At 73.5% G+C, this 25,620-nt stretch carries 21 protein-coding genes; 6 read left to right on the forward strand and 15 right to left on the reverse strand.

The window, feature by feature from the left end; translation table 11 throughout:
* Nucleotides 1-31 precede the first annotated feature (31 nt).
* Together ACI78U_RS00880 and ACI78U_RS00885 are read right to left on the reverse strand one after the other, a co-directional pair.
* Complete coding sequence (locus tag ACI78U_RS00880; RefSeq protein ID WP_456873391.1) at nucleotides 32-1,156, reverse strand: 5-methyltetrahydropteroyltriglutamate--homocysteine S-methyltransferase; 1,125 nt, start codon at nucleotides 1,154-1,156, stop codon at nucleotides 32-34.
* Between the two features lie 656 nt (nucleotides 1,157-1,812).
* Nucleotides 1,813-2,745, reverse strand: coding sequence for an SAM-dependent methyltransferase (locus tag ACI78U_RS00885; RefSeq protein ID WP_456873392.1), 933 nt, complete (start codon nucleotides 2,743-2,745; stop codon nucleotides 1,813-1,815).
* 125 nt (nucleotides 2,746-2,870) lie between these two features.
* Here ACI78U_RS00885 and ACI78U_RS00890 point away from each other — a divergent pair, with 125 nt between their 5' ends.
* The gene (locus tag ACI78U_RS00890) at nucleotides 2,871-3,302 is read left to right on the forward strand and encodes a nuclear transport factor 2 family protein (protein WP_456873393.1); all 432 of its coding nucleotides are present in this window, start codon (nucleotides 2,871-2,873) and stop codon (nucleotides 3,300-3,302) included.
* A gap of 39 nt (nucleotides 3,303-3,341) precedes the next feature.
* On the opposite strand, the gene ACI78U_RS00895 is transcribed toward ACI78U_RS00890, so the two are convergent.
* From ACI78U_RS00895 to ACI78U_RS00920, 6 genes are all read right to left on the reverse strand, one after another.
* Entirely contained in the window at nucleotides 3,342-3,821 is a 480-nt protein-coding gene (locus tag ACI78U_RS00895) for a lipocalin-like domain-containing protein (protein WP_456873394.1), read from the reverse strand.
* Nucleotides 3,822-3,875: 54 nt separating this feature from the next.
* Complete coding sequence (locus tag ACI78U_RS00900) at nucleotides 3,876-4,775, reverse strand: alpha/beta fold hydrolase (protein ID WP_456873395.1); 900 nt, start codon at nucleotides 4,773-4,775, stop codon at nucleotides 3,876-3,878.
* A gap of 694 nt (nucleotides 4,776-5,469) precedes the next feature.
* Nucleotides 5,470-7,239 carry a sensor histidine kinase gene (locus ACI78U_RS00905; RefSeq protein WP_456873396.1) on the reverse strand — a complete coding sequence of 590 codons (1,770 nt, stop codon included), beginning with the start codon at nucleotides 7,237-7,239 and terminating at the stop codon, nucleotides 5,470-5,472.
* Nucleotides 7,240-7,293: 54 nt separating this feature from the next.
* Nucleotides 7,294-8,109, reverse strand: a complete 816-nt coding sequence (locus ACI78U_RS00910) for an SGNH/GDSL hydrolase family protein (protein WP_456873397.1) — start codon at nucleotides 8,107-8,109, stop codon at nucleotides 7,294-7,296.
* A 67-nt stretch (nucleotides 8,110-8,176) separates the two neighbouring features.
* Entirely contained in the window at nucleotides 8,177-8,845 is a 669-nt protein-coding gene (locus ACI78U_RS00915) for a LuxR C-terminal-related transcriptional regulator (protein ID WP_456873398.1), read from the reverse strand.
* A 430-nt stretch (nucleotides 8,846-9,275) separates the two neighbouring features.
* Nucleotides 9,276-10,448: an acyl-CoA dehydrogenase family protein gene (locus ACI78U_RS00920; RefSeq protein WP_456873399.1), complete on the reverse strand. Its 1,173-nt coding sequence runs from the start codon at nucleotides 10,446-10,448 to the stop codon at nucleotides 9,276-9,278.
* Nucleotides 10,449-11,250: 802 nt separating this feature from the next.
* On the opposite strand from ACI78U_RS00920, the gene ACI78U_RS00925 reads away from it, so the two are divergent.
* Complete coding sequence (locus ACI78U_RS00925) at nucleotides 11,251-12,627, forward strand: threonine/serine ThrE exporter family protein (RefSeq protein WP_456873400.1); 1,377 nt, start codon at nucleotides 11,251-11,253, stop codon at nucleotides 12,625-12,627.
* Nucleotides 12,628-12,946: 319 nt separating this feature from the next.
* Here the strand turns inward: ACI78U_RS00925 and ACI78U_RS00930 are convergent, their stop codons facing one another.
* Both ACI78U_RS00930 and ACI78U_RS00935 read right to left on the reverse strand, forming a co-directional pair.
* Nucleotides 12,947-14,398: an NAD-dependent succinate-semialdehyde dehydrogenase gene (locus ACI78U_RS00930; protein ID WP_456873401.1), complete on the reverse strand. Its 1,452-nt coding sequence runs from the start codon at nucleotides 14,396-14,398 to the stop codon at nucleotides 12,947-12,949.
* A 235-nt stretch (nucleotides 14,399-14,633) separates the two neighbouring features.
* Complete coding sequence (locus ACI78U_RS00935; protein WP_456873402.1) at nucleotides 14,634-15,563, reverse strand: LysR family transcriptional regulator; 930 nt, start codon at nucleotides 15,561-15,563, stop codon at nucleotides 14,634-14,636.
* A 72-nt stretch (nucleotides 15,564-15,635) separates the two neighbouring features.
* Here ACI78U_RS00935 and ACI78U_RS00940 point away from each other — a divergent pair, with 72 nt between their 5' ends.
* Nucleotides 15,636-16,616, forward strand: a complete 981-nt coding sequence (locus ACI78U_RS00940) for a DMT family transporter (protein WP_456873403.1) — start codon at nucleotides 15,636-15,638, stop codon at nucleotides 16,614-16,616.
* Nucleotides 16,617-16,641: 25 nt separating this feature from the next.
* On the opposite strand, the gene ACI78U_RS00945 is transcribed toward ACI78U_RS00940, so the two are convergent.
* Genes ACI78U_RS00945 through ACI78U_RS00955 form a run of 3 tightly spaced genes read right to left on the reverse strand, consistent with a single transcriptional unit; the run spans nucleotide 16,642 to nucleotide 19,963 of the window.
* Nucleotides 16,642-17,811, reverse strand: a complete 1,170-nt coding sequence (locus ACI78U_RS00945; protein ID WP_456873404.1) for an alpha/beta hydrolase-fold protein — start codon at nucleotides 17,809-17,811, stop codon at nucleotides 16,642-16,644.
* Complete coding sequence (locus ACI78U_RS00950; RefSeq protein WP_456873405.1) at nucleotides 17,808-18,734, reverse strand: hypothetical protein; 927 nt, start codon at nucleotides 18,732-18,734, stop codon at nucleotides 17,808-17,810. The genes ACI78U_RS00945 and ACI78U_RS00950 overlap by 4 nt, the downstream gene beginning before the upstream one ends.
* Before the next feature lie 5 nt (nucleotides 18,735-18,739).
* Nucleotides 18,740-19,963: an ATP-grasp domain-containing protein gene (locus ACI78U_RS00955; protein WP_456873406.1), complete on the reverse strand. Its 1,224-nt coding sequence runs from the start codon at nucleotides 19,961-19,963 to the stop codon at nucleotides 18,740-18,742.
* A gap of 72 nt (nucleotides 19,964-20,035) precedes the next feature.
* On the opposite strand from ACI78U_RS00955, the gene ACI78U_RS00960 reads away from it, so the two are divergent.
* Together ACI78U_RS00960 and ACI78U_RS00965 are read left to right on the forward strand one after the other, a co-directional pair.
* Nucleotides 20,036-21,262, forward strand: coding sequence for a hypothetical protein (locus ACI78U_RS00960; RefSeq protein WP_456873407.1), 1,227 nt, complete (start codon nucleotides 20,036-20,038; stop codon nucleotides 21,260-21,262).
* A gap of 31 nt (nucleotides 21,263-21,293) precedes the next feature.
* Nucleotides 21,294-22,505: an ATP-grasp domain-containing protein gene (locus ACI78U_RS00965; protein WP_456873408.1), complete on the forward strand. Its 1,212-nt coding sequence runs from the start codon at nucleotides 21,294-21,296 to the stop codon at nucleotides 22,503-22,505.
* 8 nt (nucleotides 22,506-22,513) lie between these two features.
* Here ACI78U_RS00965 and ACI78U_RS00970 read toward each other — a convergent pair whose 3' ends face one another.
* Nucleotides 22,514-23,239, reverse strand: a complete 726-nt coding sequence (locus ACI78U_RS00970; RefSeq protein ID WP_456873409.1) for an esterase family protein — start codon at nucleotides 23,237-23,239, stop codon at nucleotides 22,514-22,516.
* A gap of 102 nt (nucleotides 23,240-23,341) precedes the next feature.
* Between ACI78U_RS00970 and ACI78U_RS00975 the strand changes: the two genes are divergently transcribed.
* Nucleotides 23,342-24,823 carry a hypothetical protein gene (locus tag ACI78U_RS00975; protein ID WP_456873410.1) on the forward strand — a complete coding sequence of 494 codons (1,482 nt, stop codon included), beginning with the start codon at nucleotides 23,342-23,344 and terminating at the stop codon, nucleotides 24,821-24,823.
* 352 nt (nucleotides 24,824-25,175) lie between these two features.
* On the opposite strand, the gene ACI78U_RS00980 is transcribed toward ACI78U_RS00975, so the two are convergent.
* Nucleotides 25,176-25,598, reverse strand: coding sequence for a response regulator (locus ACI78U_RS00980; RefSeq protein WP_456873411.1), 423 nt, complete (start codon nucleotides 25,596-25,598; stop codon nucleotides 25,176-25,178).
* Nucleotides 25,599-25,620: the final 22 nt, after the last annotated feature.

Below are 25,620 nucleotides of genomic sequence, written 5' to 3' on the forward strand. Positions count from 1 at the left end.
GCGGATCGGCACTGCGATCCGGGTCGACGGGTCAGCCCCAGACCTCGCCGGCGGTCTCCACGATCAACGCCAGCTTCGCGATCTGCTGGTCGCGGGTGAGCGTGTTGCCCTCGACGGTCGAGGAGAAGCCGCACTGCCCCGAGAGGGCCAACTGGTCCAGGGGCACGAACCGCGACGCGTCGTCGATCCGCCGCTTGAGGTCGTCCTTGGACTCCAGCTCCGGCCGCTTCGTCGTGACCAGCCCCAGGACGACGCGCTTGCCCGGCGGCACGAAGCGCAGCGGCTCGAAGCCCCCCGACCGGGCGTCGTCGTACTCCAGGAAGAAGCCGTCCACCTCCAGCCCGCCGAACAACGCCTCCGCCACGAAGTCGTAGCTGCCCTCGGCCACCCACGAGGACCGGAAGTTGCCCCGGCACATGTGCGTGGTGACGGTCAGCCCGGCGGGACGGCCCGCCAGCGCCTTGTTGATCTGGCGGATGTAGCGCTCGTGCAGGTGCTCGGCGTCGCGGCCCTGGGCGGCGATCTCGGCCCGCTGGGCCGGGTCGTTGAGGTAGGCGAGGCTTGTGTCGTCGAACTGCAGGTAGCTGCAGCCCTGCGCGGCGATGCCCTGCACCTGCTGGCTGTACGCCGCCGACAGGGCCTCCCAGAACTCGTCCTCGTCCGGGTAGACCTGCGGATCGATCGCCGCAGCCCCGCCGCGGTAGTGGACCATCGACGGCGACGGGATGGTCAGCTTCGCCGTCTGCCCCTCCCCCACGACCGACTGCAGGAAGGCGAAGTCCCGCCCGAAGATCGGCTCGTCGATGCGCAGGGGACCGTCGACGTGCAGCCCGGCGGGCGTGAAGTCGATGGTGCCGTCCTGGTTCTTGAAGTGGACGACGATGTTCTCGTCGGTGACCTTGGTGATGCCGCTGATGGCGTAGATGAAGTCCATGTGCCACGAGGCTCGGCGGAACTCGCCGTCCGTGGCCGTGCGCAGGCCGACGTCGGCCTGCATCCTCACCACGTCGCGGATCGCCTCGTCCTCGATGCCCCGCAGCTCCTCGTCGTCGATGTCGCCGGCCGCATGCTTCGAGCGGGCCTCCAGCAGGTTCGCGGGGCGCAGGAGGCTGCCGACGTGGTCGGCGCGGAAGGGCGGTCCGGACGCATCGCTCATCAGCACAGCATCGCGATTGCGGCTGCACGGCGCAGCCCCTCCGGCCTGGACGCGCACCATGGACAGTGGCCGAGCCCTCCGGTGTGCGCGGGTCAGCGCGCGGGGCGAAGGCGTGTGCGGAAGTACCGCGTCCCCCCTCGGACACCAGCACCGCCCCGGTGCTCCTGCAGGTCAGGAGCCCGGGGCGCTTCGCCTCCGGGCCCTCGGGCCCTCGTGACACCCATCCGATGCTCGTCGCCCGGTCTCAGCCCCTCCAGCAGGGCGGCGAAGCGGTCGGCGGCCTCCCAGCCCGTGCCAGGGGACGTGCTGGCGAGTAGCCGACCGGGACGACGCCGACGCCGCTGGGCCATGTGTCGCTGGGCTGCTCGACGAGGACGTGGTCGGAGCCACCGCTCGCCACCGGGGGCCTGCCACCCACCCGCGGCCCCCGGTGCAGGTCGCCGACCGGGCTGCGTCCGCCTGCTGGGGTGGGGCGGCGCGGGCCCGGGAGTGACGTGAGCATGGTGGGTCACCGGCAGCGACACGGTGCCCCGACGAGCCGGGGCGTCCTCCGCCGGTCACCAGGCGGGTCAGGCCGGCCACCGGTTGGCCTGCTGCCGGGCCGCTCGGCGGCCGCGCCGACGACGCGGAACGTCCCGGCTCCTCGGCCTCCTCGGTCAGTCGGCACGGACACCGACGACGAGGGCCGGCACCATCGGGTGGAACGCGACCGTCTGCACCTGCGCGAACTCGGCTGCCCGCAGTCGCCGGGCGGTCTCCGGTTCGTCCCAGGGGCACGCGCCGGCTCCACCCTGCCGCCAGGCCCAGACGGCGCGGCGGAGCGGGCTCCCGGGGTCGGGATACGCGGCCACCGCCAGCCAGCCGCCCGGTCGCAGCGCCGAGTGGATCCGCGGCAGCGCGGCCACGACGGCGTCCTCGGGCACGAAGTAGGTCGGCAGGTAGACCAGGTCGTAGGCCTCGACCTCGTCGAGCGTCGCGACGTCCTGGTGCCGCAGGCTGATGCGCTCCGACAGCCCGCGCTCGGTCACGGTGCGCCGGGCGACGTCGAGGACGTCGTCGAGCACGTCGATGCCGACCACCCGCAGCGAGGGGCCCGCCTCGGCGAGGGCGACCGCGATCTCCCCGACCCCGGTGCCGATGTCGAGCACGGCCGCCTCCGGCGCGGCGAGCCGGTCGGCGAGATCACCCAGCCGGGGCGCCAGCAGGGTGACGAAGGTCTGACCGGCCGGCCCGGACATCCGGCCCAGATCGACCTTGACGGCGAGGTCCTGCTGGGCCCACGACAACCGCCCCTCGGCGGCCGCCGCGGCCCGCCGCAGCGTCACCGCCAGCCGCTGCGCCAGCCCGCGGCGGACCCGGTCGGGCAGCTCGGCCAGCGGCGGCACCAGCTCCCACCCACCTGGCTCGCGCCGGACGGCCATCCCCAGTTCGGCGAGAACCCGGCCGTGCTCCTCGGTGAGGTCGGCGGTGTCCTGGCGCAGGGCGTCGGTGACCGCCGCCAGGGCGAACGCCGCATCGGTCAGCTCGCCGACGCGACGGGCCACCTCATCGACCCCGACGGTCTGGCTGGTGTCGACGTCTACGTCCATGGCCGCCCCCGCTCCGACTCGCGAGAGGCCGGGGCCCGGCCGGACCCTGGAGTCCAGGATGGCGCGAATCGGCCTGCGCAGGAGCAGACCTCCTCACGAGGCGCGCTGTCCGGTAGGACTTCCGCATGACCGGGAACCGGTCCGGCATCGAGACCGTCGAGCGCATGGTGGCGGCGTGCAACGCGGCGGCCGCTGCCGGCCTCGGCGCCGAGGAGGCGGCGGCACGGACGCTGCGGGTGTTCGACGAGTTCTACGCGTCGGACGTGCGGTGGGTGGAGGCTCCGACACCCTTCTTCCCCGCGGGCAGGAGCGGCGGCCGCGCGGAGCTCGACGCCGCGGTACGGGGGGTGTCGGCACGGCTGGACGAACGTCACTACACCCTCCTGGATGCCTTCGCGGCGGCCGACCGGGTCGCCGCCGAGTACTTGTGGGAGGCCACCTACCGGGAGGACGGCCGGCGGCTGCGGATCCGCCTGGTCACGCTGTACCGGTTGCGCGACGGCCGATGTGCCGAGCTGCACGAGTACCCCTGCGTCGAGTCGCTTCCGTCAACATGACTGCGTGGAGGCGGTGGTGCCGCGACGTCCCTGCGGCTCTCAGTCCTCGCGGCGCCACCGCAGCTCGTGGGTGAGGCGCCGACCCCCGACCTCGACCGGTGGCGGCTGCAGGACCAGTTCGCCGTCCTCGAAGCGATGCCGCCGCATCTGCTCGGTGCCGAGTTGGTTCGGCCACAGGCTCAACTCGAGCCGGAGGACCACGAGGTCCTGGCGCACCTCGTACCTCGCCACGTAGGCCAGGTAGGTGGCGTAGGCCCTCGCCTGCGCGCTCTCGGGCGCGGCGAACGGGTCGATCCCACTCATGGTCGGCCGGTCGGTGGCCGCGATCTGCACCGCCGCCCATCCGTCCGGCAGGAACACCGCGACACCCCGAGGGCGGTCGCCGACGGGATGCTCGCTCCGTCCCTCGTCATCGACGGCCGTCCACGAGACGAGCCGCCACCGCCCGACGAGCCGCGGTGCGTCCTCCACGATCGCCTCCGAGGGTGGATCCCTGCTCCGTGCGCCGTGCGCGGACACGACGGAGGACGTCGACAGCAGGGACTGGTCCGCGGCCGCACGGGCCGAGCGTGCTCATCGAGCCGCGCCGTCCGCAGCGCGATCGGCGGTGCGGACGACGGCGTCGACGATGGTGGGCCACAGCTCACGCGGCAGGGAGTGGCCCATGCCCTCCAGCACGAGCAGCTCGGCGTCCGCGACGGCCTCGGCCGTGGCGCGGCCCCCGGCGACGGGGACGACCGGGTCGGCCTCGCCGTGCACCACGAGCGTCGGCACCCGGATTGCGCGCAGCTGCTCGGTGCGGTCACCGGAGGCCATGACGGCCAGCAGTTGGCGCAGACCACCGGCCGGGTCATGGGCACGGTCGTAGGATCGGCCGGCGACGTCGGCCAGCCACGACTCGTCGCCGCGATACCCGGGTGATCCGACGAGCCGGAACACCTGCAGCACCTGCTCGACGTACTCCTCCCGGCTGGTGGCGGGCCGCCGGGCCTCCACCGCCTGCCAGTCCACCGGCAGCACCGGGGCCGACATGATCGAGGTCAGGCTGCGCACCCGGGCGGGGTGCCGGGCGGCGAGCGTCTGCGCCACCATCCCACCCAGCGAGGCACCCAGGACGTGCGCGCTGTCCAGGCCCAGCGCGTCCAGCAGCCCGGCGACGTCGCCGGCCATGTCCTCGAGGGTGTAGGCCGCCGAGGACAGGTCCCCGGCCGCGGCGGCCCGCACGTCGGGCACCGCGTCGTGCAGGTGGGTGGACAGCCCCGCGTCCCGGTTGTCGAAGCGGACCACGAAGAAGCCGCGGTCGACCAACGCCTGACACAGGTCCTCGTGCCAGGCCAGCATCTGCATGTTCGCGCCCATGACGAGCAGCAACGGCCGGGCCGATGGCTCACCGAAGGTCTGGTACGCGATCTCGATGCCGTTGGCGTGCGCGACCTTCACGTCCGTGGCGACTGCGGTGTGCAACGAGGCCATGTCGGCCTCCTCTCGCGGGGCTCGGCGGGGTGGATCACGTTGCTGCGCGGCTCTCGCGCAGCCCAGGGTCGAACTGCTCCTCACCAGTGGTCACCTGGCGTCGGTTCCGAGATCGAGACGGTCACGGTGACCCGCGGAGTGCCACTCGGCCATCGGCCGTCGGATGCGGACGGCGGATGGACCGCTCGTCGGGGTCCTGGACGTGCCCCGAGCCCCGATGAGGTCACGCGGGGGTGTCCCGGGATCTCGGACCGGGCACTCCTCCACGTCGGCCGGCACGTCCTCGGGCGTCCGGACCTGGTGGTCGGAGGCTCCGCTCTCGTCCGGCTCGTGGCGGGGCTCTCGGGAACGGTGGGACAGGGCCCGGACCAGCGCCAGCGTGTCCGGTCCCAGCGGCGCGGAGAAGGACAGGCAGACCGTCCTCGCGCTGCGCCCCAGGGCGGTCGTCCAGCGGTTCGACATGCCGTCAGCCTGCGTGTCCGCCGTCGGGTACACGTCAGGGAAATCCGTGATGTGAGGACCGCCCGGCGGACCGACGCCGGGCACGTGAGCCCCTCGTCTCCGGGTGCTGGGCCGCTCGTCCCGTCCCGTCGTGCAGATCGGCGAAGCGGTACGGCCTGCGTCGCCCGGGCCGGCCGCGGAGACCGCCGGCACGGCGGGGTCGCCCGGCCGTCTCCGCCGATGGCATCGGCGGTCAGTGCTGCCCGCGGGGCAGCTCGGCGCGGAGTCGGGTGCCCCCGCACGGTGGGCTGTCGACGGTGAGTCGACCCCCGACGGCGTTCAACCGGTCAGCCAGGCCGCGCAGGCCGGCGCCGTCCCGGCGCGCGCCGCCGACACCGTCGTCGACCACGGTCAGCAGGATGCGGTCGGGCTCCTCGTCGAGCCCGATCAGGATACGGCTCGCGCCGGCGTGCTTGACGGCGTTGGTGATCGCCTCGCTGGCGCAGAAGTAGGCGGCCGTCTCCACCGCGGCCGGCAGCCGCCCGGGGTCACCGCCGGTCACCTCGACCGGGAGTGCGCTGCCCGCAGCGAGCGCGGCCAGCGCCGAGCGCAGTCCCTGGTCGGTGAGTACGGCGGGATAGATGCCCGCGGCGAGCCGCCGCAGCTCGCGGACGGCGGTGGACAGCTCCTTCCGGACGTCGTCGAGGAGGGAGGCGGCCGTGCCCTGCGGAGAGATCGCCTGCTCGAGGATCTGCAGAGTCAGGCCGACACCCAGCAGGCGCTGCTGTGCGCCGTCGTGCAGGTCACGCTCCACCTGCCGCCGCGCCTGGTCGGCGGCGGCCACGATCCGCCGGCGCGAGGCGTGGACCTCGGTCAGCTGGGCGCGGAGTTCCGCGGTCAGCCGGGCGTTCTCCAGCGCCAGCCGGGTCGCCGATGCGGCCGCGCCGAGCAGAGCCCGGTGCTCGGCCACGGACGGATCGTGGAGGACCACGGCGACCGGCGGGTCACCCAGCGGGGTCATCTCCTGGTCCGGCGGTGGCTCGACCGGCTCGCCGGCGCTGTCGACCAACCCGGTCGGTGTCGGGAAGACCACCCGCAGCCCCGGGTCACGCAGGACCCGCGCCAGCACGCGCTCGACCTGCTCCGCCGGAGCGCGCTCCAACTGCACGAGGAGCGCGCCGACCGAGCCCACGGCGAGTCGTTCCCGCAGGATGGCGAACAGGAGGGCGGCGGGCAGCGCGAGCGCGACCGACCACAGGGCGACGTGCTCCAGCAGCACCGACGGGCCGGGCGGCAGCCACCGGGGGTAGCCGGCCAGAGTGACCGTCTCCGAGGCGACGTAGCCGACGACCGCGAGGCCGCCGGCGGCGAGGACGACGACGCGACCGCGTCGTTGCCGCCGGGTCCACCGGCGCGCCTGCCGCACCAGCAGGACTGCCGCCGCGACGGCGAGGGCGATGGACCCGACCCGCACGACGACCCGCACGGTGAGGTGGAGCGGCAGGCTCTGCGCCACCGCGACGGGGCCGGGAGCGCAGTGGACCCCGCAGAGCCAGGGCACCGGCGTGAGGGTCAGCGGGATCGCGACGGTGGCGAACCCGGCGAGCGCGAAGCCGGTGCCCACCACCAGGCGCTCGGCCCGTCCCGGCAGCCGTCCGGACGGGAAGCCGAGCAGCAGCCAGCCCACCAGCACGGGCCCGAGGAGGGTCACCGGGACCAGGGCGAGCGCCCACAGCTCGCCGGCGAGGGTGTCGGCGGGGAGGACGACCTGACGGAGCATCTGCAGGACGGCGAAGACCACCATCAGCGGCCCGGTGCGGCTGGCCGGGCGGACCCGCCAGACGACGAGTCCGGCGGCGGCGAAGAACAGTCCGCCGACGAAGCCGGACAGCAGCCACAGCGGTGGCGGACCGTCGTACAGGGTGACGCCGAGCCACACCTGGCCGACCGCCAGCGTGGCGATCCCTGCCGCGGCGGCGGGGATCGGCCGCGGGCGTGCCGGGCGGCCCTGGAGCTCGGCCACCGGGTCATCGTGGCACCGGTCGGTCCCGGAGGGGAGGGAGCACGCCCCCTGCGCTCAGCCGGTGACGGCGGTGAGCGCGGGGAGGAGTCCGAGGGCGTAGCCGTCGCGGTCGGGGTGGTAGGTGTCCACCCCCGCGAGGGGACCGTTGATCCAGTCCTGCCCTGCCGGTGCGCAGATGCCGTGCCCGGTGAAGCGGTCCCGGACGTCGACGAACGTGTCACCGACCGCGCGGGTGACCGTGCCGATCACCTGGTCGAGCAGGTCGGCTCCCGCGTTGAGGGCGGTCCGGCGGGTCTCGTTCGGCACCGGCGCGGGGCAGGGGCCGAGTTCGAACAGCCGGGGGTAGCCGAGGACCACGACCCGCGCGTGCGGTGCCGCCCGGTGGACGGCCACCAGCAGGGCCGAGAGCCGAAGCGGTAGCACCGTCGTCGCGATCAGCCTGCCCTGCTCGATGGCTGCCAGGCAGGTCTGGTCGTCCGGGGCGAAGGTACAGGTCTGCATGACCGGCCAGAAGCCGACGTCGTTGCCGCCGACCGTGAGTGTCACCAGGTCGGTGGTGCGGGGGATCTGTGGCACCTGGGTGGCGAGGACGTCGAGGGTGGTCGCGCCGGAGCACGCCAGCAGGGCGAAGGACCGGGCGGTGTGCTGCTGCGCCCACAGCGGCCCGTACGCCGCGCTGGAGCGCCAGCAGGGTGGTCCTCCCAGGTCGTAGGGGCCGGCTCCCTGCCCGGAGGACGAGGAGTCGCCGAGTGCCACGTAGTCGATCGGCGGCGCGGCGCGTGCCGCGGGAGTCGCGGCGACGGTGAGGCCGACGGTGAGAGCCACGGCGAGGAGCAGGGCGCCGAGCAGGTGACGGAGTCGTGCGGTCATGGACGGCAGGGTCGGCGTCCGGGTCGTCGGGGGCGTCCCGGAAAACCCTGATCCCGAGCGGCCCGGCTCAGGCCCCGCTCGGCGGAGCCGACGGTGTCGGTGGCCCGTTCTGCAGCCAGGTCACCACGGCGTGCACCCGACGGTTGTCGGCTGCGGTGTCGGGGATCGCCAGCTTGCGGAAGACGTGCTGGACGTGCGTCCCCACCGTGTGCAGCGAGACGACGAGTCGATCGGCGATGCCTCGGTCGGACAGTCCCTCGGCCATCAGCGCGAGGACCTGCCGTTCCCGTTCGGTGAGGCTGACGAGCGGACCGGAGCGGGCACGACTGCGGATCAGCAGGCGGACCAGTTCCGGGTCGACCACGGTCTCGCCGGCCACGATCCGCTCCAGCGCCTGAGCCAGAGCGCCGACGTCGACGAGGCGGTCCTTGAGCAGGTAGCCGACCCGGTCCGGGGTCTGCTCGAGCAGCCAGGTCACATAGCCGGGCGCCACGTACTGGGACAGCACGAGCACCCCGACGCCCGGGTGGCGGTGACGGATCGCCGCCGCCGCGCGCAGCCCCTCGTCGGTGAACGTGGGCGGCATCCTGATGTCGATGACGACGACGTCGGGCTGCGCCCGGGCGACCTCGGCCGCCAGGCGGTCCGGGCGGTCCACCGAGACCACCACTGCGTGCCCCGAGGACTCCAGCAACCTGGTCAGCCCCTCGCGCACGATCAGCGAGTCCTCAGCCACCGCGACACGCATGACACCCCCTGCCACGGTGCCCCCGGACGGTGCGACACCCGGTGGCACCCCGCGGCCACCTCGGTCCGTACCCGACGTCCGCGTGTGCCTCCTGCACGAGACCACGACGGACCGGCTCGACGGGGTGACTGCACCGGGATCGCGCAGCGGCCTCGGCGGCTCGCGGAGACCGAGAGCCGTCTCCCCGACACCGATCCCTCCACGTGCACAGGATGCGCCTGACAGAGCCTCGTGGAAGCAGTGCGGGGCACCGCTCGGTCGCAGGAGCTGTGAACGGTGCGGGCGGGGCTCCGGGACCGGGTCCATCGCTCCAGGTGACGCGCCGGCGCCGACCGGATGGTGGTGCCCGGCGCGTCGTGACCAGTGCACGAGGACGCTCCCGCGTTCGTCAACGAGCCACGGCCGTGACCGGATCGGATCAGAGGAAGGGGAAGGGCGGCTCCTCACCCAGCACGAGGCCTCCCACCAGCTCCAGCGCCCGGTCCTGGGCCACGACGTGCTGCTTCATCGTGACGGCGTCCCGCAGCAACCGGTCCAGCGGTGAGGAGGTGAAGATCGCCTCGGTGCCCACCACGTCCACCATCTGCTGGGCGACGTCGCGGGCCATCCGGAAGGCGTTGGCCCGCGACAGGGCCAGGTGCACCCGGGTCGCCGTGGTCATGACGCCGTCGGTCTCCAGCTGGTCCCACATGCGGTCCAGGGCGTCGTACACGTACGCCCGCGCCGCCCCGAGGTCGGTCTCGGCACGGGCGATGGCCAGGCGCACCCGCGGCTCCTCGCGCATCCGGTTCCCGCGGGGCCGGTACACCTTGCTACCGGCGACCTGCAGCGCGACGTCGATCGCCCGGCGGGCCAGCCCCAGCGGAACGCCGGACATGTTGGCGAAGAACGCCCCGGGGAAGGCGTACAGCGGTCCCGGCCGTCGTGGTCTGTCGAGGAAGCTGAACGTCCGCTCGGCAGGCACGATCAAGCCCTGCACGCTGTAGTCGTGGCTGCCGCTACCGGCCAGGCCCGTGGTGAACCAGGTGTCGTGCACCGTCCACGCCTGCGCCGGCGCGATGACGATCCGGACGACCGGGAGGCCCTGCTCGGTCGTCACGGGCACGTCCCCGTCGAACTCGACGCAGCCGCCGACGATCACGTCGGCGTGCGTGCAGCCGCTGCCGAACGACCACCGCCCGTCGACGACGAAGCCGTCGCCCCGGCGGCGGGCACGGCCGGCGGGGAAGACCCAGCCGGCGGTCACCGCGTCCAGGTCCGGCCAGACCGACCGGGCGGCCTCGTCGTCGAGGAACGCGGAGTAGAACCCTGCGTCGGAGCCGATCATCGCGCACCAGCCGACGGAGGGGTCGGCGGCCGAGAGGAGCTCGATCACCTCGACCTGCTGCCGGAGGGTCATCTCGGGACCGCCCCAGGTGCGGGGCATCGGCATGCTGAACACGCCCGCCTGCTTGAGCACCCCGACGAGGTCGGCGGGCAGCCGGCGGGCTTCTGCGATCTCCGCCGCGCGCTGCTCGACGACGTCCACCAGGGTCGCCGCTGCGCTGCGCACCGTCTCGGCCGTGCGCACGGTCCCACCGACAGCTGACACGTCTGCACCTCCCGACCGGGATGCGTGGCTGCACCTCGCGGACCGGCGTCGTGACCGGCCTCATCGGTCACGCCCTCCGGACGGTGACCGGAGGCCGGTCGGACCACCCCTCGACGAGCCTGTGGCACACCGGCGGCGCGCGAGGGTGGCGATCGCCGACCTGCGATGCCGGACCACTCGAGGCAACCATCGTCGGGGCGGGACGACAAGCACCTCACGCGCCCGGGGGCCGAGGATGTCCTCGCCGCCGAGCTGCACCTGCGCCGCCCTCTGCCCGGACGCCGATCCGGCGGTGCTGATCCGTGCACGTGCTCCTCGAGACCGTCGGGTGAGCCGACATTCCCGGTCGCTGTCAGATGCCGGGAGTGGTGCGCCGCTCCCCGCTTGCCCGGATCAGTCCGTGCAACACCGCGACGGTCATCCCGAGTGACCATGCCATGTCGATGACCCGGAGGCCCCGCGCGCGGCCGCGGGATCCGGCAGCGTCGACGCGAGGCACCCGGCGCCGGCCCATGCCCGCCCACCGAGCCCCTGGTCCACCCGGTCGCCCGTGGTCGGGCGGGGGTGTCACCTCGTGCGGACCCACCGGCTGTCGTCGACGTCGTCCCGCGTCACGGCAGCGGGTTGTCGTCCACCAGCAGGGCGTCCCCGGTGATCGTCCCGAGGTAGAGCCGGGACTCGGCGGCCTCGCGGCCCGCGAGCCCTGTCGTACACGTCATGGGCCGGCCCGTCACGTGGTCGTCGGTCGACGCGTGGCCGCACATACCGTTGAGGCGTGCCCACCTGGCCTCCGAATCGTCACATGCCGTACGCGCGCATCCCGGAGCGGGCCTGGCGGGCGATCGCGGGGACCAGCCCGCCGACCGCGCCGATCGGCCTGCGGGCCCAGGCCAGCCGGATGGACGACCTCACCGCGCACGCCGCGCTGGCGCTGGCCCTGCGCATCGGGGCGTCGATGCTGGCCGTCGGGGCGTCGGCGGCTGATGCGACCGCGACGGTGCTGCGAGTTGCTGCCGTTTACGGGCTCACCAGCTGCCAGGTCGACATCACCTTCGGGTCGATCACGGTCAGCTACGACCGGGAGAACGCGGTGCCGCTCACCGCGATGCGGATCGTGCACACGAGCCGGCTGGACTACACCCGCCTGCAGGGCATCACCGACCTGGCCCGTGCGGTCGGCGCCGGCGACCTCGACGTCGAGGAGGCGCACCGCCGGCTGGACCGGGTGGTCTCGGCGCCCGCCACCTATCGCCGGAGCGTGACCGCGCTGGGATGGGCGGGCGTCGCCGGGTGCTTCGGGCTGGTCCTCGGCGGCGGCTGGCGGGAGGCCGTCCTCGCGGCGCTGACCACCGCTGTGGTCGAGCAGGTGATGCGCGCGCTCAACCGGCGGAGCCTGCCGCTGTTCTTCCAGCAGGTGGCCGGGGCTGCGCTGGCCACCGGGGTCGCCGTCCTCCTGCTCGCCTGGGACGTCGACGTACAGACCTCCCTGGTCGTCGCCGCCGGCATCGTCGTGCTGCTCGCCGGCTTGTCCCTGGTCAGTGCGGCCCAGGACGCCATCAGCGGGTTCCCGGTGACCGCCGGGGCGCGGGCCTTCGAAGTGGTGACCCTGACCGCCGGCATCGTCGTGGGCATCGCCGGCGTCCTGGACCTGGCCCAGCGCGCACAGCTCCCACTGACCGTCATCGACACCTCCCCCGCTCCCGTGCCGTTCGCCGTCGCGCTGGCCGCGTCGGCCGGGATCGCCGGGTTCTGGGCCCTGGCCACCCATGCCCGGCCGCGCGCCGTCGGTGTGGCCACGGTGGCCAGCGCGCTGGCCTGGACGACGTTCTGGACAGCCGGTGAACTGGGTGCCGGTCCCGCCCTGGCCGCCGGGGCCGCCGCCGTCGTCCTCGGGTCGTGCGGCGAGGTGCTGACCGAGCGGCTCCGGGTCCCACCGCAGCTCGTCGCCGTCTGCGGCATCGTCCCGCTGCTGCCCGGACTGGCCGTCTACCACGGCCTGTTCACCATCGTCGTCGACGCACGGATCGACGACGGGCTCGGCGCCCTCGTCGGGGCCGCCGCCGTCGGGCTCGCCCTCGCCGCCGGCGTCACGCTGGGCGAGTACCTCGGCAGGCCCCTGGGCGGCGAGCGCGACCGCTACGACGAGCGCGTCCGCCGGCGCGCGATGACCACCGACTGAGCTGGGCGCGCGACCACGCCAACGGCCGCTGCTGGGACGGCTCCCACGTCGCGGTGCCGGTGTTCCTGCACGCCAGGAGCGAGGGGCGCTTCGCCTCGAGGCCTCCGGGCCCTGGTGACACCGGGTCGACACCCTCCGGCCCGGGCCCACCACCCGGACGGCCGCGTCGACGACGCGGGCGGCTGCGGGCACGATCTCCGGACCGACCCACCTGCTGGACGATCGAGGCGGGGGTACCCATGCGGGCGCCAGGTCAGCGAAGACGCCGTGGCCGCCGTCGTCCCCTCACGGCGGGGCAGCACGGCCGTCCCGGGCGAGTTCAGATCGCGATGCCGACGAGCTTGGTGTCGAGGTACTCGTCGATCCCCTCGTACCCGCCCTCGCGTCCCAGTCCGCTGGCCTTGACCCCGCCGAAGGGTGCGGCGGCGGAGGTGGGGTTGATGTCGTTGACCCCGACCATCCCGAAACGCAGCTTCTCGGTCACCCGGATCGCCGTCGACAGGTCGTTGGTGTAGACGTAGGCGGCCAGGCCGTACTCGGTGTCGTTGGCCCGGGCGACGACCTCGTCCTCGTCGTCGAACGGGGTCACCGCGGCGATGGGCCCGAACGTCTCCTCCCGGGAGACGAGCATGTCCGGCGTCACGTCGGCCAGCAGGGTGGGCGAGAAGAAGGTCGTGCCGCCGAGCCCGTCGACCTGCACCCGCCCACCACCGGCCACGACCCGGGCGCCCCGGGTGCGTGCGTCGTCGACCTGCGCCTCCATCTTCGCCACGGCCCGGTCGTCGATCAGCGGACCGATGGAGATTCCCTCCTGGTCACCCCTGCCCACGCGCAGCGCCGCGATGCGCTGCTCGAGGGTGGCGACGAAGGTGTCGTAGAGGGAGCGGTGGACGTAGATGCGGTTCGGGCTGATGCACGCCTGACCGGTGTTGAGGAACTTGACCAGCGCGGCCCCCTTGGCCGCCCGCACCGGGTCCGCGTCACCGAAGACGATGAACGGCGCATGGCCGCCCAGCTCCACCGAGACGCGCTTGAGGGTGGCGGCGGCCCTCGCCACCAGCATCTTCCCGACGGCGGTGGAGCCGGTGAAGGTCAGCTTCCGGACCACCGGGGAGTCCAGCAGCGCGTCGCCGACCTCGGCAGCGCGCGTGGTGGTGACCATGTTGACCACGCCGGCGGGCAGCCCGGCGTCGGCGAGCACCTGCACCGTCGCCACCGCGCAGAGCGGGGTCTGGTCGGCGGGCTTGAGCACCGAGGTGCAGCCGGCGGCGATGGCCGGCGCGAGCTTGCGGGTCAGCATCGAGATCGGGTAGTTCCACGGCGTGATGGCCGCGACCACGCCGACCGGCTGACGCATCGTCACGAACCGCTGGTCGGCCCGCGCGGAGGGGATCGTGACCCCGCTGATGCGCTTGGCCTCCTCGGCGAACCACGCGAGGAAGTCCGCGGCGTAGGCCACCTCGTTCCTCGCGGCCTTCAGCGGCTTGCCCTGCTCGCGGGTCATCAGCGCGGCCAGCTCCCTCCGGCGCTCGCGCATCAGCGTGTCGGCCTTCGCGAGAACGGCCGCGCGCTGGTACGCGGTCGTGCCCGACCAGGCCGGCAGGGCGCCTTCGGCGGCGGCGATCGCTGCCGCCGTGTCGACCCGGCCACCGTCCGCCGCTTCCCCGATGACCTCACCCGTGGCCGGATCGGTGACGGCGAAGGTGGCCCGTGTGTCGGCTGCACACCACTGCCCGCCGATGTAGATGGTGTGTCCGCGTTCGGCGGTCATGGCGTCGTCCTCCCTGCATCGGGGTCCGGTCCGGTCGGTCCGGCATGAGGGGAGCGCCGCGGCCTCGTGAGCGCTCCTCGTCGCCAGGAGTCTGACGCCAGGAGGGCGGCCCCGGTCCCCACCCCCCGCAGCGACACCTCGATCGGCGCTCGACACGGTCGCAGGTGTCCCGACTCCACCACGACCTCGACGAGGACCTCGGGATCGCAACCACTGGCCGGCCGCTCCCGGGCACTCACGCTCCGGACCCGGCACCGAGCCGCCCGGCCTGTGCCCGGACGGCGGCCAGGACGGCACCGAGCGCGGGAGCCGTGGGCTGGTCCCGGGTGAGGATCACCAACCGGCGGCCGATGGCGGCTTCGGCGACGTCTCGGACGGCCAGGGTCGGGTCCGCCGGCGGGAGGGTGAGGGGCGGCATGAGTGCGACGGCTCCCGCGGCACGCACGAGTTCGAGTTGGACGTCGGCGTCGTTGGACCGGTGCCGCAGGTCGGGGTCGTAGCCGCCCAGGGACCGGCACGTGCCCACGACCAGGGCGTGGTGGCCGGTGCCGGCGGCGGCGGCGACCCAGACCTCCTCGCGCAGGGCGGCCACCGCGACCGGGCCGCCGTGCCGGGCGGCCGGGTGCGCGGCGGGCAGCACCAGCTTCAGCGGCTCCTGGTGCAGCAGCTCGAACCGGAGTCCGGCCGGCCGCGGCCGGGGGTGGCCGTCGTACTCGTCACTGATGACCAGGTCGAGAGTGCCCAGCCGCAGCTCCGGCATCGCCGGCTCGAGTTCGAGCTCGGAGATGTCGACCCGGACCGACGGGTGCGCGACCTGCAGGTGCGTCAGGGCCGGGATCAGCAGGCGGCGGGTCGCCGACTGCAGGCCGCCGGCCCGCACCGTTCCCCGGACCTCCCCGGTGAGCGACGCCAGGTCCGCCCGTGCGGCCTCGGCCGCGGCGAGCAGCACCCCGGCGTGCTGGGCGAGCAGCCGACCCGCGTCGGTGAGCCGCACGCCGCGCCCGGCCTTCTCCAGCAGCCGCACCCCGGCCTGCTTCTCCAGGACGGCCAGCTGCTGCGACACCGCGGACGGCGTGTAGCCCCGCGCGGTCGCGACGGCAGCGAGGGTGCCGCGCTCCTCCAGCTCCCGCAACACCCGCAGCCGGCGCAGGTCCAGGTCGACCATGCAGCAACGCTAACGAGTCGGCTCCACGAGTGGTCACTGGACCTCACCGGAGCGGACGTCGACGCTGAGGGTGTGGGTCCTGCACTGTGCCTGTTGTCCGCGGCGTGCTTCGGCGCCATGGGGGTGTTCGGCAAGCTCGCCTACGCCGCCGGGGTCTCACCCGACGCGCTGCTGCTGCTCCGCTTCACGATCGCCGCCGTCCTGCTGGGGCTGGTCCTGGCGCTGCGGCCGGAGCTGCGGGCCGGCCGTCCCGTTGCCGCGCCGCGGTCGGAGCCGGGCGGGCTCGCCCGGCGCGTCGTGCTGACCGGCCTCGGGCTGGGTGCGGTCGGGTATGCCACCCAGGCCACCCTGTACTTCTCCGCACTCGAGCGGATCGACGCGTCGCTGGTGGCACTGGTGCTCTACACCTACCCGGCGCTGGTGACCCTCGCCGCCGCCGCCCTCGGGCGGGACCGGCTGACGCCGGCACGAGGAGTCGCCGTGCTCGTCGCGTCGGTCGGGACGCTGCTGGTCCTCCTGGGCGCCGGTGCGGTGCGGTTCGACCCGCTCGGGGTCGCCCTGGCCTTCGGCGCCGCGCTGACCTACACCGTCTACATCCTCGTCGCCGACACCGCGGTGCACCGGACGCCCCCGGTGGTGCTCTCGGCGCTGGTGATGACCGGGGCCGCGGTCACGCTGGCCGTCCGCGCCGCAGCAGGCGGCGGCATCGACCTCGGCTTCGGACCGGCCGGGTGGCTGTGGGTCGCCTGCATCGCCGTGGTGTCCACCGTCGTGGCGATGCTCGCGTTCTTCGCCGGCCTGCGCAGGACCGGTCCGTCCGTCGCGTCGATCCTCTCGACGTTCGAGCCCGTGGTCACCACGGTCCTGGCCGCGCTCGCCCTGGGCGAGTTCCTCACCCCGGTCCAGCTCGCCGGCGGCCTGCTGGTGCTGGCCTCCGTGGCTGCCGTCCAGCTGCGGAGCCGATCCGGTCAGGTGGCACCGGCCGACGACCGCACGCATCCCGCAGCGACCCCGGCGATCAGCGGTGGGGCGGGCCGACGAGCCGGGGACTGACAGTCGTTGCCCCGCCTGCCCCGGCTCACTCGTAGTAGAGCTTCTGGGGGCCCGGGTACACCCAGGACAGCGCGTCGCGCAGCCGGTCCCGCCAGTTCTCCCACGAGTGCCCGTCCCGGGCCTCGGTGTAGCGGACCTGCATGCCCGCGTTCTCGAACACGTGCACCATCGACCGGTTGGGCACGATCAGCTGCTCGTAGACACCGCAGGACATGAAGACCCGGTCGGCGACGCTCCGCGGCTTGGCCCGGAACCGGTTCACGAACTTGACGACCGGGTCGAAGACCGGCCCGCCGCCGTGGTCCGTGCCGATGTCGGTGAACACGAACGACCCGGACAGGAGCACGAGGGATCCGTACGTGTCCGGTGACCGGTAGGCGGCCGACAGCGCGGCGACCCCGCCGAACGACGAGCCGAGCAGGCACCGCCCGGCCGGCTGCCCGACCAGCGGCAGCGAGGACTCCAGCTCCGGCAGCAGTTCCTGGGTGAGGAACCGCGAGTGGGCCGGCGAGTTCGCGTACTCGGTCAGCCGCTCCCCCGGGTGGGTGAAGGCGACGACGGTCTCCGCGACGTCCAGCCGGTGGATCAGGTTGTCCAGCACCGTCTTCATCGAGGCGTACTGCAGGAAGTCGCCGCCGTCGTGCACCACGAGCAGCGGGTACAGGGCGGTCGGCCGGAACCGCGCCGGGAGGTAGAGCGTCACGTGCGCGTCGCGGCCGAGCGCCCGGCTGCGCAGCACGAGGTCCTTCAGCTCGCCCTGACGGGCGTCGGGGTCCGGGAGCACCCAGTCGGGCGTCTCGTAGCCGGCGCCGAAGGCCAGGGACGACGAGCCGACCGGCCCGTGCGACCGCTTCTCGTTGAGCGGGTCGTTGAAGCGGTCGTAGTGGTCGCCGCGCCGGATCTCGACCTGGTACTCGACGCGCGAGCCCTCCGGCAGCTCCAGCACCAGGTACCACAGGTCGGTGCCGTGCAGCCGGCGCATCGGGATCCGGTCGGGCAGGCCGACGATCCGCTGGCAGATCCACGCCTCGTCCGCCTCGCCGCGCCACAGGAACGTGCACCGGTCCCCCTCGACCACCGGGGTCTCGTGGCGCGCCAGGAACCGGTCGACCGCCGCACCGTCGAGCGGCTTCGCCGACTTGAGCCGGTTGATCGCCAGCCGGCCGGACCCCGTCCGCGGCCGGGCCGCGGTCACGCGGCGGCTCCCTCGACGATGCGCCCCTCTTGGTCGACCACCCGGGCATCGGACGGCAGAGCACCTCCCGGGCCGAGGTCCACCCGGACGCCGTCGTCCAGGACGACGCACCGGGACGGCGCGAACCGCCGGGCCAGCACGGACATGCGCAGGGGGTCCTCCGTCCGCAGCCGCCGGCGCGCGTGCGGCAGCAGCACCAGCCCGGGGATGACGCCGATCCCCGCATCGAAGACCTCGGTGAGCGACGCGCCCTGCGCCGCCCGGTCGTGGAAGAGCACCACCCGGGGGGTCAACGCCATCGCCCCGGCCGACCACGCGACCACCCGCGGGGGAAGGTGCGGCGCCAGGTGGAACAGGTGCACGACGCGCACCAGCTCGCCGACGTGCCCGCCGGCGACGACCAGGCAGGCCGCCGCCGACAGCAGGCCGCGCACCTCCTCGCGGTGCCCGGCGATCGCGCCCCGGGACTCCAGCCGCCACGTGCCGTAGAAGTCGTCGTGCAGCTGCTGCACCCGGGCCACGTGCGTGGCGTCGAGCAGCCGCACCGCCGCGAGCGCGTCCTCCACCGCGGTCGCCTGGACGGTCGGGTGGCCGACGCTCCGGCCGGCCACCGCGTACACGGCCTGCAGGGCGTGCTCCAGCCGGACCAGGTAGAGCTGCTGCAGCTCGTCGAGCACGAGCCGGTGCGCGCGCTCGGCCTCGGCGTACTCCGGGTCGGCCCGCAGCACGTCCATCCAGCGGGCGAACAACCGCAGGTTCGTCGCCTGCCCACCGGCCAGCGCGAGGATCTCGGCGTCGTCGGACTCCCGCTCCTGCCAGCCGGCGTTGACGACGGCCACGGGGCCGACGACACCCAGGGAGGACAGCACCCGGTCCAGGGTCGGCCGCCGCTGCGGGCCGAGCAGCGTGATCGACGGGGTCACGGGCGTCAGTTCGCGTGGACGTGCACGGTGCGCCCGACGTCGTCGAGCATCCCGCGCAGCGTGTCGAAGTCCGGGTGCCGCATCCGCACGTAGGCGTTGGCCATGTAGCCGGCGGTCTCGGGCTGGGTCGGCGTCCCCGGCGGCGGCAGGTGCGCGTCCAGCACCCAGTGCCCGTGGCGCGCCTGGATCTCGTCGACGCCCGAGTAGCCGGAGATGGTGCCGTCCCGGTCGGGCCGCAGCGCCACGATGCCGGCCGAGTACTGCCGGGACGGCCGCCCCCAGATCTGCCCGTGCACGATCGAGTCGGCCCACTGCCGGTAGACGTCGAGGTCGTTGGCGGCCGAGTAGAGGTCCCAGGCACCGACGCCGGGCGGGCGACAGCCGATCTCGCTGAACCTCAACCCCTTCGGACCGAAGAACCACTCCATGTGCGTGGCGCTGGTGCCGATGCCGAGCGCCTCGTTGACCCGCCGCCCCAGGTCGCGCAGCTCCTGGTAGTCGGCCACCGAGTCGATCCGGTTGGTGGCGACGAACTGCGGCGAGATCCAGCGGGTGCGCATCGCCTCGAGCACGTTCGGGAAGTAGTGCGACACGAAGTCCAGCGCCGGGACGCCGTCGACCGAGACGGTGTCGTAGAAGCCCTCGTGCCCCTCGACGAACTCCTCGACGGCGATCGAGTCGACCTGCTGCGCGCCGAACCTGCCGAGCGCGGCCTCGAGCTCGCCGTCGCCGTCGACCCGGGTGGTGTCCAGGGCCCCCGCGCCCGTCCGCGGCTTGAGGACCAGCGGGTAGCCGATCTCCCTCGCGAACGACCACACCTCGGCGGCGGTGGACGCCGCGGTCGACGCCGCCGTCGGCACGCCGGCCGCGCGGAGGACCTCCTTCATCGACGGCTTGTCCCGGCACAGCCACGCCGTCCGCACCGACGTCCCGGGGATCGTGCAGTTCTCCCGCACCCGCGCGGCGGCCAGGGTGTGCGACTCGATGGTGGCCTCGAGCCGGTCGACCCAGACCCTGTCCTGGATCCACCGGACGGCGTCGGTCATCACGCCGACGTCGGTGACGTCCGGGACCTGGTGGTAGTGCACCATCCACGACCGCAGCTCGTCGTCCAGCCACTCCCCCGGGCGGTCGCCGACGCCGTAGACCGATGCCCCCACCTCGGCCAGGGCGCGCACGAAGTGGCGTTGCGTCGACGGGAAGGCCGGATCGACGAAGACCACGTTCATGGCGGGAGCCTAAGAGCGCCCCGGTCTCCCCGCTGGACTGCCGGACCGGGCCCCCGGGCGTAGCGTCCGCCCATGGTCGTCGCCGCCTTCGTCGCGCCGTACCTGATGGAGGCCACGACCCGGTTCGTCTCCGTCGCCGCGGAGTTGCCCGGCGTCCGGCTCGGGCTGGTCACCTGCGAGCCCGTGGAGCGGATCCCGCCGCGGCTGCGCGAGCGGCTCGACGGCCACTGGCGGGTCGACGACGCGCTCGACCCGCGGCAGCTGGCGTGGGCGGTGAGCGGCCTGGCCGGGCAGATCGGCCGGGTGGAGAAGCTGGTCGGCGCCCTCGAGCAGTTGCAGGTGCCGCTGGCGCAGGTGCGCGAGTCCCTCGGCATCGAGGGCATGGACGTGCGGACGGCCCTCAACGTGCGGGACAAGTCGCAGATGAAGGAGACGCTGCAGGCGGCCGGCATCCCGTGCGCGCGGCACGCGCTCGTGCGCTCGCCCGGGGAGGCGCTGGCCTTCGCCGACGGGGTCGGGTTCCCGCTGGTCGCCAAGCCGCCCGCCGGCGCCGGCGCGCAGTCGACGTTCCGGCTCGACGACGGCGACATGCTGCGGGGCTGGCTGGCCGCCGTGCCGCTGGGCGGCGACTCGCCCGCGCTGCTCGAGGAGTTCCTCACCGGCGAGGAGCACACCTTCGACAGCGTCACCCTCGGCGGCTCGACCGTGTGGTCGTCGATCGCGGACTACCGCCCGCCGCCGCTGGAGGTCCTGCGCACCCCGTGGATCCAGTGGACGGTCCTGCTGCCCCGCGACATCGGCGGCCCGCGGTACGAGGGCATCCACCGCTGGGGGCCGGCGGCGCTGGAGGCGCTGGGCGTCACCGACGGGCTGACGCACATGGAGTGGTTCGCCCGGCCCGACGGCTCGGTCGCGGTCTCGGAGGTGGCCGCCCGGCCGCCCGGGGCGCAGCTGACCTCGATGCACGGCTACGCGCACGACGTCGACCTCTACCGCGCCTGGGCGGAACTGGTGGTCCTCGGCCGGTTCGACGTGCCCGAGCGCCGGTACGCGGCCGGGACGGCCTACCTGCGCGGCATGGGGCGCGGCCGCGTTCGCGCGGTGCACGGTGTCGACGCCGTCCAGGAGCAGATCGGGCACCTCGTGGTGGAGGCGCGGCTCCCCCGGCCCGGGCAGCCCGCTGCCACCGACTACCTGGGTGAGGGGTACGCGATGGTGCGCGACCCCGACACCGCGGTGGTGGAGGACGCGCTGCACCGGATCGTCAGCGGGGTGCGCGTGGAACTGGCCGAGGCCTGACAGCAGGAGCCTGACACGACCCGGAGGTGCGATGGACGTCGTGGTGCTCTCCCCCGGCTACCCGGCGGAGATGGCGTACTTCACCCGGGCGCTGGTCGGGGTCGGCGCCCGGGTGATCGGGGTGGGTGACCAGCCGCCGGACGCGCTGCCCGAGGCCGCCCGCTCGTCGCTGGCCCACTACGAGCACGTGGACCTCGCCGACGAGGGTGCGGTGCTCGGCGCGCTGCGCGGGCTGTCGCAGCACGTCTCGATCGACCGGGTGGAGTGCCTCTGGGAGCCGTACATGCTCCTGGCGGCGCGCATCCGGGAGACCTTCGGGCTGCCCGGCATGACCGTGGACCAGACCGTGCCCTTCCGCGACAAGGAGCGGATGAAGCGCGTCCTGGACGCCGCCGGCATCCGGACGCCGTGGCACGTCAGCGCGCGCACCGTCGCCGAGGTGTGGGCGGCCGCGGAGAAGGTGGGCTACCCGCTGATCGTGAAGCCGATCGCGGGCGCCGGCTCGGCGGACACCTACCGGGTCGACTCGCCGCAGGAGCTGACCGAGGTCCTGCCCCTGCTGCGGCACGTGCCCGAGGTCAGCGTCGAGGAGTTCGTCGACGGCGAGGAGTTCACCTTCGACACCATCTGCGCCGACGGCCGGATCCTGTTCGAGCACGTCCTCTGGTACCGCCCGCGGCCGCTGCAGATGCGCATGCACGAGTGGGTCAGCCCGGTGTCGATCTCGCTGCGCGACCTGTCCGTGCCACACCTCGCCGACGGACGGCGGATGGGCGAGGCGGTGCTGGCCGCGCTCGGGTTCCGCACCGGCTTCACGCACATGGAGTGGTACCTCAAGCACGACGGCGAGGCGGTGTTCGGCGAGATCGGGGCCCGCCCGCCCGGTGCCCGCGTCGTCGACGTCATGAACTACGCCACCGACGGCGACACCTACGTCGGCTGGGCGCAGGCCGTCGTCCACGGGTCCATGCAGCCGCTGGAGCGCCGGTACAACGCCGGCGCCGTCTTCAAGCGCGCCCGCGGCTCCGGGCGGATCACGCACTCGGAGGGCCTCGACGCGCTGCTGGGCCGGTACGGCGACCACGTGGCGCTCGTCGACCTGCTCCCGGTGGGGGCGCCGCGCCGCGACTGGCGCTCGACGGTCACCGGCGACGGCATGGTCGTCGTCCGGCACCCGGAGCTTCAGCAGGTCATCGAGATGACCGAGGCGTTCGCCCGCGACTTCCAGATGTACGCCTCGTAGCAGGGCCCTCAGCACAGCTCGTCGAGGTACTGCGGCAGCATCCGCCGCCAGGTCTCCCAGTCGTGCGGCCACTCCGGGCCCCAGACGTCGACCCGGTTCGGCACGCCCTTGCTGCCGAGCACGTCGCCGGCGTCCCAGGACGCACCGACGTCCTCCCACGCCCCCTGGCCGGTGGCGATGACCGCGAACCGGGTGCGCAGCAGGTCGAGCTGCTCACCCTGCAGGCCGGGGAGGAAGTCCAGCGGCGAGGCGAAGAAGAGGTCCGGCGAGGACCGGTGGTCGAGGAACTTCTGGATCCGGTACGTGCCGCTCATGCCCACGGCGGCGCGGAACACGTCGGGGAACCGGCAGAGGACGGCGAGGGAGTTGAACGCCCCGATCGAGGCGCCGGCGACGACGATCGGCGTCTCGTCCCCGCCCATGTCGGTGCGGATGGCCGGGACGACCTCGTGCCGGATCGCGTGGTGGAACTGGTCGAACAGCCACATCCGGTACTCCGGCGGGCCTGCCTTCGCCACCATGGCCTGCCCGGGCACGCTGTCGCAGGAGTAGAGCTTGACCCGGCCGCTCTCGATCAGCGGCCAGCAGGCGCCGACCACGCCGTTGCGCTCGATCTCCTCGGCGTCGCCGCCCGCAGTGGGGAAGACCAGGACGGGCGTTCCGTAGTGGCCCCACCGGGCCAGGCCGATCGGCTGGTCCATCCGCTCGGAGTGCCAGCGATCGGTCACCTTCACGCCGGTGACCCTCGCACGGCCCCCCACCGGCGACAAACGCGGCAGCGCACCGGGTTCTGTGCCAACCTGGCCGCACGTCGGCACCGATGGGAGGCGACCATCGTGGGGCAAGAGGTCGAGGCCCGGACGTTCTCGCGCGCGGACCGCCTGCGCTACCGGGAGAAGCTGCGCCGCTGCCTGGACGTGTTCGGCCGGATGCTCAACGAGTCGAAGTTCGACTTCGAGCGACCGCTGACCGGCACGGAGATCGAGTTCAACCTGGTCGACGCCCGGCAGGACCCGGCGATGCGCAACGAGGAGGTCCTCGCCGCGATCGCCGACGAGGTCTTCCAGGCCGAGATGGGCCAGTTCAACATCGAGATGAACGTGCGGCCGACGTCGCTGGCCGGCACGGCCGCCGCGGAGCTCGAGACGGAGCTGCGGGCCAGCCTCAACGCCGCCGAGGAGCGCGCCCGCGCGATCGGGGCGCACATCGTCATGATCGGCACGCTGCCGACCCTCGGGCCCGAGCACGTCACCGGCGAGGCGATCACCGCGCACCCGCGCTACGCGCTGATCAACGAGCAGATCTTCGCCGCGCGGGGCGAGGACCTGCACATCGCCATCTCCGGGCCCGAGCGGCTGGACGTGCACGCCGACACGATCGCGCCGGAGGCCGCCTGCACCAGCACCCAGTTCCACCTGCAGGTCAGCCCCCAGGACTACGCGGCCCACTGGAACGCCGCGCAGTGCATCGCCGGCGTCCAGGTGGCGCTCGGTGCCAACTCGCCGTTCCTGTTCGGCAAGGAGCTGTGGCGGGAGACCCGGATAGCGCTCTTCGAGCAGGCCACCGACACCCGCCCGCTGGAGCTCAAGGAGCAGGGCGTCCGGCCCCGGGTCTGGTTCGGGGAGCGCTTCATCACCTCCGTGTTCGACCACTTCGAGGAGAACGTCCGCTACTTCCCCGCGCTGCTGCCGGTCTGCGACGAGGAGGACCCGCTCGCCGTCCTCGACCGCGGCGACATCCCGCAGCTGGCCGAGCTCCGGATGCACAACGGGACCGTCTACCGCTGGAACCGCCCCGTCTACGACATCCACCGGGGCCGGCCGCACCTGCGGGTCGAGAACCGGGTGCTGCCCGCCGGGCCGACCATCGTCGACGTGTTCGCCAACGGCGCCTTCTACTACGGGCTGCTGCGCACCCTGGCGGCGCAGGACCGGCCGGTGTGGTCGCAGATGTCCTTCGCCACCGCCGAGGAGAACTTCGACGAGGGCGCCCGCAACGGCATCAACGCCCAGCTGTACTGGCCCGGCCTCGGCACGGTGCCGGTGACCGAGCTGGTGCTGCGCCGGCTGCTGCCCATGGCCCAGCAGGGGCTGGCCGAGTGGGACGTCGACACCTCGGTCAGCGACCGGCTGCTGGGGGCGATCGAGCGCCGGTGCACCGCCTACCGCAACGGCGCGGAGTGGCAGGCGGAGGTGTTCCACCGGATCGACGAGCAGCGGCAGCCGCTGGACCGCCGTGACGCGCTGCGGGAGATGCTGCGCCGCTACAGCGAGCTCATGCACGCCAACGAGCCGGTCGCGGACTGGCCCGTGGACTAGGGCCTGTCCTGCGGATCTGGTGCGCCACCCACGTCCCTGGAGGCGGCCGATGGCTCGTCCTGATCCTGGTGTGGTGGCTGGACGACCTCCAGTCAGCGATCGGCCTCGCCCTCGCCGGTGTCGTCGCCAGTGCACTCACGTTGCCGTTCAGCCTGCCGCGAGGTGATCGCCGCCAGCGGGGCTGTCCCCGAGTGAGCCGCTCGAGGACACCGCCGGGCTGGCCCAGAGGGCGGCTCCAGGGACAGCGGCACGAGCTGAGGCGTAGAACACCTCTGGTTGCCGCGTGCCGCTGCCTCCGTCACCGAGAATCCGAGGCCCTCGACGCCAAGGGTCGAGAGAGTGCCTGATGGCATCAGAGGCAGTAGGGACAGCCCGTGCCGTCGGCGGCGACCGTGCGCAGACAGTGGAGCAGCGGACCGAGACGAGTGCCCTTCGGCACCAGGGCGCGAGCGCCGGCTGCCCCGGCCTGGGACCGCGCCTCGGAGCCTTCACCACTCAACACGATGACCCGGGTCGGGGATCGGACGGCACGCAGCGCTTCCGTCGCCGCGAACCCGCCCATCACCGGCATGGACAGGTCCATGAACACGATGTCGGGGCAGAGCCTCTCAGCGGCCTCCACGACCTGTGACCCGTCCTCACACTCGCCGACGACGGTGAGGTCGTGCTCGTCGGACAGGGCTTCCGCCAGAGCCCTCCGCACTTCTGGATGGTCATCGACGACGAGCACGCGGATCTCGGCGGGGGCACCGCTGCCACTGCGGTCTCCGGTCACCCACGCACTCCTCTCGGCACGA

It is taken from the genome of Geodermatophilus sp. SYSU D00710, from assembly GCF_054050195.1.